At 64.5% G+C, this 7,327-nt stretch carries 8 protein-coding genes; 1 reads left to right on the forward strand and 7 read right to left on the reverse strand.

Annotated elements, in window-relative coordinates:
• Positions 1-7 precede the first annotated feature (7 nt).
• Entirely contained in the window at positions 8-478 is a 471-nt protein-coding gene (locus tag AC3WJM_RS20955; RefSeq protein WP_306958995.1) for a hypothetical protein, read from the reverse strand.
• Positions 479-587: 109 nt separating this feature from the next.
• Between AC3WJM_RS20955 and AC3WJM_RS20960 the strand changes: the two genes are divergently transcribed.
• A complete protein-coding gene (locus AC3WJM_RS20960) occupies positions 588-1,706 on the forward strand; it encodes a winged helix DNA-binding domain-containing protein (protein ID WP_492272856.1) in 1,119 nt (372 codons plus the stop codon).
• An 83-nt stretch (positions 1,707-1,789) separates the two neighbouring features.
• Here AC3WJM_RS20960 and asd read toward each other — a convergent pair whose 3' ends face one another.
• From asd to ppk1, 6 genes are all read right to left on the reverse strand, one after another.
• Entirely contained in the window at positions 1,790-2,932 is a 1,143-nt protein-coding gene (gene asd, locus AC3WJM_RS20965; protein WP_492272857.1) for an aspartate-semialdehyde dehydrogenase, read from the reverse strand.
• A 131-nt stretch (positions 2,933-3,063) separates the two neighbouring features.
• On the reverse strand, positions 3,064-3,285 hold the full coding sequence (locus AC3WJM_RS20970; protein WP_437771080.1) for an NF038396 family protein: 222 nt from the start codon (positions 3,283-3,285) through the stop codon (positions 3,064-3,066).
• Positions 3,286-3,287: 2 nt separating this feature from the next.
• Positions 3,288-3,875, reverse strand: a complete 588-nt coding sequence (locus AC3WJM_RS20975) for a dihydrofolate reductase (RefSeq protein ID WP_284991811.1) — start codon at positions 3,873-3,875, stop codon at positions 3,288-3,290.
• Complete coding sequence (locus AC3WJM_RS20980) at positions 3,872-4,675, reverse strand: thymidylate synthase (protein WP_059387337.1); 804 nt, start codon at positions 4,673-4,675, stop codon at positions 3,872-3,874. Before AC3WJM_RS20980 ends, AC3WJM_RS20975 begins: the two co-directional genes overlap by 4 nt.
• Before the next feature lie 18 nt (positions 4,676-4,693).
• Positions 4,694-5,662 carry an NUDIX hydrolase gene (locus tag AC3WJM_RS20985; RefSeq protein ID WP_059387338.1) on the reverse strand — a complete coding sequence of 323 codons (969 nt, stop codon included), beginning with the start codon at positions 5,660-5,662 and terminating at the stop codon, positions 4,694-4,696.
• Between the two features lie 11 nt (positions 5,663-5,673).
• Positions 5,674-7,327 (reverse strand): polyphosphate kinase 1 (gene ppk1 / locus AC3WJM_RS20990; protein ID WP_492272858.1); only part of this gene is annotated, 1,654 nt, incomplete at its 5' end.

Consider the following 7,327-nt stretch of genomic DNA (forward strand, 5'->3'; position numbering starts at 1 on the left):
ATGCGCGTCAGCGCTTTCCGCTCGGGAGGACCTTGTTGAGCAACAGGAACGTCAGCCCGCAGCTGGCGGCCCCCAAGAGGAAGATCTGGCTGAACGCTATGCTCTGCGGCGACGGACCGCCGGGCGAAATCCAGCCGGCTGCCGCGAAGCCTGCCACGCCCAGGAGCATGACGACGGCGGCGAGCAGGAAGCTGCGCACTTGATCGTTGGCGCTTGCCTGGAACCCTGATTCGGGGTCGTCAACGTGCCGATCGGACGATGGCTGGCACGCGGCAGCAAGGCCTAGGAGGAGGGCTGCCGCGCCGGTGGCGGCAAGTCCCACTTCCTGGACAGCCTGCATCGACGGGGACAGTCGAACCCCCGCACCAACCGCTATTGCCAGGCCGCAGACAAGCCCGACGGCGGCGGCGCACCAACCAGCGGCTGCCAACCGCCGGCTGAGCGGCCGCAGCAGCGGACCTAACTCACCGAACAGCATTCCCCTAGCGTAGGAGGGCCCGCTGGTAGGCCCCTGTGAGCGGCATGGGAGTTCCTCGGGCGTCCTCATGAGGACCGAAGCTGTCCGCCAAGCGTCCTATGATGGGGCCATGTCAGCTTCGGCGAAGATCCGGGTCACTCCCAAAGTCATGGGCAGGCTGCGCCTCGCTAGCCAAGGATTGCTTGGGGGATTCAGCAGCCCGGAGGAATGCGTCTCCACGATGGGTGCCATGCAGGCCCAGGACCTTGCCTCGGCGTTCTGGGCAGTGGGCCAGCGCGTCCCCGGTTCCGGCCTCTCGAAAGTGCTGGAAGCATTGGAGGACGGCACCGTGGTCCGGTCCTGGCCCATGAGGGGCACGCTGCACCTGGTTCCGCCGCAGGACTTGCGTTGGATCCTGGGCATCACCACGGAGCGGTCCATGCGTTCGGTTGCCGCACGGCACCGGGAACTCGGCATCGAAAAGGCAGACATCGCCGCCTGCCGCGACCTTGCCCTTGAACGCGTCGCTGGCAGCCCGGGCGCCACGCGCGAGGAACTTTTCAAGATCTTCGAATCCGCGGGCCAAGTGACCGCGGCCCAACGGGGGATCCATTTGCTCTGGATCCTGTGCCAGAACGCGTGGCTGGTCCAAGGACCTCCGGCGGGGACGGCGGGCAAAGCCCTTGGACAGCAACTGTTCGTGGCTTTCGACGAGTGGATTCCGGAATCCAAGATCTTGGGGCGGGAAGAAGGGATTGCCGAATTTCTGCTCAGGTATCTGCGTAGTCACGGACCGGCCACGCTCCAAGACTTCGCGTGGTGGACCCAGATCCCCAAATCCGAGGTCCGGGCAGCCCACGAGGCTATTCGCAGCCAACTCGTTGAGCTCGTCTTTGGTGCAACGTCCTTTTGGCTGTCGCGAGAGACGGCCGCATTGCTCGACGACGGCGTTCCCGGCTCGCGGACCGTCCTCGCTTTGCCGGGGTTCGATGAATTCCTGCTCGGGTATACGGACCGCAGCCTTGTCCTGCCTCCGGAGCATTTCCAGAAGGTCGTTCCGGGCGGCAACGGGGTCTTCAAACGCATGATTGTGTCCGGCGGCGAAGTGGTGGGCACCTGGTCCCGCAGCGGCACTGGCCGCACCGCCGTCGTCGTTCCCGAACCGTTCGCCCCGGAAGGCCTGACACCAGCGGCCAAACGGTCCTTCGAGCTCCAGGCCGCCAAGTACCTGCGCTTCATGGAGCGTTGAGGCACCCAACTTACTCGCAGTTGATGTCGTTATGAGCGTTCAAAACGACATCAACTGCGAGTTAGTTGGTGAAAGCAGGACTGCTAGAGGGTGCCGGTAGCGATCTTCAGCATGCGGCGCAGCGGCTCGGCAGCGCCCCAGAGGAGCTGGTCGCCCACGGTGAAGGCGCTGATGTATTCGGGGCCCATCTCGAGCTTGCGGATGCGGCCGACCGGAATCTCCAAAGTGCCGGAGGCAGCAACCGGGGTGAGGTCCGCCATGGAGGCTTCCTTGGTGTTCGGCACAACCTTGGCCCACTCGTTGTCAGCGTCCAGGAGCTTCTCGATTTCGGCGACGGACAAGTCCTCGCGCAGCTTGAGCGTCAGTGCCTGGGAGTGGGAGCGCATGGCGCCGATACGGACGCAGAGCCCGTCCATGACAACGTGGTCCTTGCCCGGCTTTCCGTTGGCGGTGCCGAGGATCTTGTTGGTTTCCACCCCGGCCTTCCATTCTTCCTTGGACTGGCCGTTGCCGAGGTCGGCGTCGATCCACGGGATCAGGGAGCCGGCCAGCGGCACGCCGAACTGGGTGGCGTCGACGCCGGAGCGCTGGGTCGCCAGGACCTTGCGGTCGATTTCCAGGATCGCCGAGGCAGGATCCTCCAGTTCGCTGCTGACTTCGTTGTTGAGGGTGCCGAACTGGTTCAGCAGTTCGCGCATGTGGCGGGCACCGCCGCCCGACGCCGCCTGGTAGGTCATGGAGGTACCCCACTCGACCAGGTTGTTCTTGAAGAGGCCGCCGAGCCCCATGAGCATGCACGAGACGGTGCAGTTGCCGCCGATGTAGTCCTTCACGCCGCCGGACAGTCCGGCGTCGATGACGTCCCGGTTGATGGGGTCCAGCACGATGATGGAGTCATCGTTCATGCGCAGCGTGGACGCGGCATCGATCCAGAGCCCGTCCCAGCCGCGGCTGCGAAGCTCGCCGTGGACCTGCTTCGTGTAGTCGCCGCCCTGGGCAGTGACAATAATCGGCAGCTTGGCAAGAGTCTCAATGTCGAACGCGTTCTCGAGCTTGCCTGCGCCGTCGGCGAATGACGGCGCGGCACCTCCCGCGTTCGAGGTGGAGAAAAATACCGGGTTGATGTTGGCGAAGTCGCCCTCTTCCTGCATGCGCTGCATCAGGACGGAGCCGACCATGCCACGCCAACCGACCAGTCCAACGGACGGATTAGCTGCTGTAGTCATTGAACCAGTCTAGACTTTCGCGGCTCCCGGCCGCTGTCGGTTACGTCACGACCCAACTGACTCGCAGTTGTTGTCGTTTTGGGCGCTCAAAACGACAACAAATGCGAGTTACTTGGGCAGGGCACACAGCCTTACTTGCCGGAGTCGGGCTCTTCCAGCAGGGCCGCCTTGCGGGCGCGCAGGGCGTAGAACGCGCCAAAAGCGAAGACCTGGGTCACCACCACCAGGACGATGATCCCCAGGATCTTATTGCCGCCCAGGATCATAGTGAGCCCGACGATCGCGGACAGGAGCGCGAAGAGCGGCAACAACATGTAGCCGAGCACGAACAGGGTCTCAGGTTTCTTCAGCATTCTCAGTCTTCCGTCCGGCGCCACGTGGCGATCCGGTAGTTGGTGCCGTTCTTGGAGGTCAGCCAACCATCAGCCGGCTCTGTCGACTCAAGGTTCCAGGCCTCGCCGAACTCCGGCGCGAACGTGTCGCCGTCGGTGTCGGAATCGATGACCGTGACGACGGCGACATTCGCGATGTCCATGGACTGCCGGTAAATCTCGCCCCCGCCAATGATCCAGACGTTCTGGCCGCCAGGTGCGAACTGGGACTCGAGGAGCGCTGCGTCAAGCGAGGAGACGACGACGGCGCCACGTGCGTCGGGCGTGTCCGCCCAGCCGTGCTGCCGGGTCACCACGATGTTGGTGCGGCCGGGCAGGGGACGGTACTTTGCGGGGAAAGACTCCCAGGTCTTCCGGCCCATGATGACGGGATGCCCGGTTGTCAGCCGGCTGAAGTGCTGCAAATCTTCGGGAACGTGCCAAGGCATGGTCCCGCCTTTGCCGATCACTCCACTGCCGGTCTGTGCCCACACGAGGCCGATTCCGTTGAGCGTTTCCGCGGCCTCCCCGGGGGAAGGCGACTCCGCGGCGGGAGTTTCCTGGGCGTTCATACCGCCACGGGCGCCTTGATCGCGGGGTGGTGCCGGTAGCCGACTACTTCGAAATCCTCGAAGGTGTAGTCGAAGATCGAGTCCGGCTTGCGGGCGAAGCGCAATTGCGGGTACTCGTAAGGCTCCCGGGAGAGCTGTTCGGTGACTTGCTCCACATGGTTGTCGTAAACGTGGACGTCCCCGCCGGTCCAGACGAAATCGCCGGGCTCGAGGCCCAGCTGCTGGGCCACCATACAGGTCAGCAACGCGTAGGAGGCGATGTTGAAAGGAACGCCCAGGAACATGTCGGCGGAACGCTGGTACAACTGGCAGGACAGCTTGCCGTCGGCAACGTAGAACTGGAAGAACGCGTGGCACGGCGGCAACGCCATGTCCTTGATCTCGGACACGTTCCAGGCCGAAACGATGTGCCGGCGCGAATCCGGGTTGGCGGCCAGGCCCTTCATGAGCTCTGCGATCTGGTCAATGTGCCCGCCGTCGGGAGTCGGCCAGCTGCGCCACTGCACGCCGTACACCGGGCCGAGTTCGCCATCAGCGTCTGCCCACTCATCCCAGATGGTGACGCCCTGCTCTTGGAGCCACTTCACGTTCGACTCGCCGCGGAGGAACCACAAGAGTTCCAGCGCGAGGGATTTGAAGTGGACCCGCTTGGTGGTGATGAGCGGGAAACCCTGGCTTAAATCGAAACGCAGCTGGCGGCCGAAAACGCTCCGAGTGCCGGTGCCCGTGCGGTCCGACTTGTGCGTGCCGTTGGCCATGACGTCGCGCAGGAGGTCTTCATATGGGGTTGGGATGCTCACGCACCCAGCTTACTGGAGTCAGTCATCGAAGGGCTTGATCTGTTCCACGGCAACTACGCGCTGGCCGTTTCCGCGGGCCACATGGCACACGATCATCTCGCCAGGCGCCAGGTACGGATCCTGGGCCGGCAGCATCTCGTGAAGCTCGGGGCCCATCCGCTCGCCGAGCGTCTTCAGGACGGTGGGGAGTGCCGGCCTGTGGGTGCAGAGCGCAACCCCGCGTTGCTTGTCGAATAAGCCCTCGACGATCGCGGCTGTCTTCTTCGGGCTCCGCTGGTGATGGTGTTCCGTCAGGGCCTCCACAAGTTTCACCTTGGCTCCGGCTGACTTGGCGTAAGGCGCGATGGTGGACACACACCTGGCCCAGGGACTGCTCACGATCCGCAGCGGCTTCCACACGCCCAGAAGCCGTTCGACTGCCAGTGCCTGGCGCAGGCCCGTCACGGCCAGCGGCCGGCTGCCCTCTGCCTTGGTCCAGGAGGATCGCGGCTTGGCCTTGGCATGGCGCACCAGAATCAGGGGCCACGTTTCCAGCTCACCATTGAGGTGGGCCTTCGCCAACGCCTGGAGGGGGCCCACATCCGTCGGGTTGCTCAGGAAACGTGCCGCCTTGTCCGGCGCGGCCCACATGTAGGCATCCACTTCCTGGCCGTCCGGCTTGATGATGGACCCGTTGACTTGCGTCGCCCAGTAGTGCACCACCTTCAGCCCGGCCGCCACATGGTAGTGCGTCGGAGGAAGCGGAATCCCGAGGGCAGCCTTGAGGCCGATCTCTTCCCTGATCTCGCGGACGGCGCACTCCGGGATGGTTTCCCCGGCGTCGAGCTTGCCCTTGGGCCAGGACCAGTCGTCGTACTTGGGCCGATGGATCAGCAGGACCTCAAGGGTGCCCTTGGTGACGCGCCAAGGAATGGCGCCGGCCGCCGTGACGGCGATCGGCTCCCCCGGATGGTCCGTCTGGTCCGCAATAGGTGTATCGCTCTTCAACTTTTCGCTGCCTACCGCCGGGCAACTGCACGTTGGCGGGACCGGGAGGCAAGCAGCCAGGACTGGATGTCCAGAAGCGGCGAGCCGTCCTCGGCCTGGTGGAACCTGGTCCAGTGGCCTTCGTTGTCGAGGTGCCAGCTGGCAGTGCCGGGGTCCATGTAACGGCGCAGCAGATCCATGACCTCGGCTGTATCTTCGCGGCTGGAGAGCTGCACCAGGGCCTCGACCCGGCGGTCGAGGTTGCGGTGCATCATGTCCGCGGAGCCGATGTAGACCACGGGATCGTTGGCATTGGCGAAAGCAAACACGCGCGAGTGCTCCAGGAAGCGGCCCAGGATGGAGCGGACCGTGATGTTCTCGCTGAGTCCAGGAACTCCCGGACGCAGCGAGCAGATGCCGCGGACAATGACGTCAACCTTTACGCCGGCCTGCGATGCGCGGTAGAGGGCATCGATGGTGGCCTCGTCAACCATGGAGTTGACCTTGATCTGGACCTTGGCGGCAATTCCCGCCCGGGCGTTGCGGATCTCGGTCTCGATCCTGTCGATCAATCCGGACCGCACTGAGCGCGGCGCCACGAGGAGCCGCTTGAAGGTCGACTTCGGAGCATAGCCGGAGAGCTGGTTGAAGAGCTTGGACAAGTCCTCGCCCACCTGCTCATTGGAGGTCAACAGGCCAAGGTCCTCGTAGTAGCGGGCCGTCCGCGGGTGGTAGTTGCCCGTGCCGATGTGGCAATACCTGCGGAGGCCATCCACTTCCTGGCGGACAACAAGGGACAACTTGCAGTGCGTCTTGAGTCCCACGATGCCGTACACCACGTGCACGCCGGCCTGCTCCAGTTTGCGGGCCCAGGAGATGTTGGCCTGCTCGTCGAAGCGGGCCTTGATCTCCACGAGGGCCAGGACCTGCTTGCCGGCCTCGGCAGCGTCGATCAGTGCGTCCACGATGGGGGAATCGCCGGAAGTGCGGTACAGGGTCTGCTTGATGGCCTGGACCTTGGGGTCGGCGGCCGCCTGCTCCAGGAAGGCCTGGACCGACGTCGAGAACGAGTCGTACGGGTGGTGCAGCAGGATGTCGCGGCGGCGCATCGCCGCGAAGACGTTGGCGGCCTTGGATGTCTCGGATTCGTTCAAGTACCGCGAGGTGTGGGGCACGTGCTTCGGGTAGTGGAGGTCGGCGCGGTCAATTCCGCCGATGACCGACAGGCCCCGGAGGTCCAGGGGAGCCGGAACGGAGTAGACCTCGGATTCCTCGACGCCGAGTTCCCGCACCAGGAGCGCGCGGATGTTCGGGTTGATGTCCGTGGTGACCTCAAGCCGGACGGGCGGGCCGAAGCGGCGGCGCAGCAGTTCTTTTTCAAGTGCCTGCAGGAGGTTCTCGGCGTCGTCCTCTTCGACTTCCACGTCCTCGTTGCGGGTGACGCGGAAGGTGTGGTGCTCCATGACTTCCATTCCGGGGAACAGCTTGTCCAGATGCACCGCGATGACCTCTTCGAGCGCGATGAAGCGTGCCACCCGGCCCGGGACCGCGCCGGCACGCGGTCCGTCGATCGAGACGAGGCGCGGGAGCTGGTCCGGGACCTTGACGCGGGCGAACAGTTCCTTGTCGCTGACCGGATTGCGGACAATCACGGCCAGGTTGAGGGAAAGCCCGGAGATATAGGGG

The sequence above is a fragment of the Arthrobacter sp. FW306-1B-G06A genome (assembly GCF_058781765.1).

Bases quoted from the DNA above. Each gene is read 5' to 3' on its own strand.
- AC3WJM_RS20955 (WP_306958995.1), bottom strand. From the start codon at position 478: ATGCTGTTCGGTGAGTTAGGTCCGCTGCTGCGGCCGCTCAGCCGGCGG.
- AC3WJM_RS20960 (WP_492272856.1), top strand. From the start codon at position 588: ATGTCAGCTTCGGCGAAGATCCGGGTCACTCCCAAAGTCATGGGCAGG.
- asd (WP_492272857.1), bottom strand. From the start codon at position 2,932: ATGACTACAGCAGCTAATCCGTCCGTTGGACTGGTCGGTTGGCGTGGC.
- AC3WJM_RS20970 (WP_437771080.1), bottom strand. From the start codon at position 3,285: ATGCTGAAGAAACCTGAGACCCTGTTCGTGCTCGGCTACATGTTGTTG.
- AC3WJM_RS20975 (WP_284991811.1), bottom strand. From the start codon at position 3,875: ATGAACGCCCAGGAAACTCCCGCCGCGGAGTCGCCTTCCCCCGGGGAG.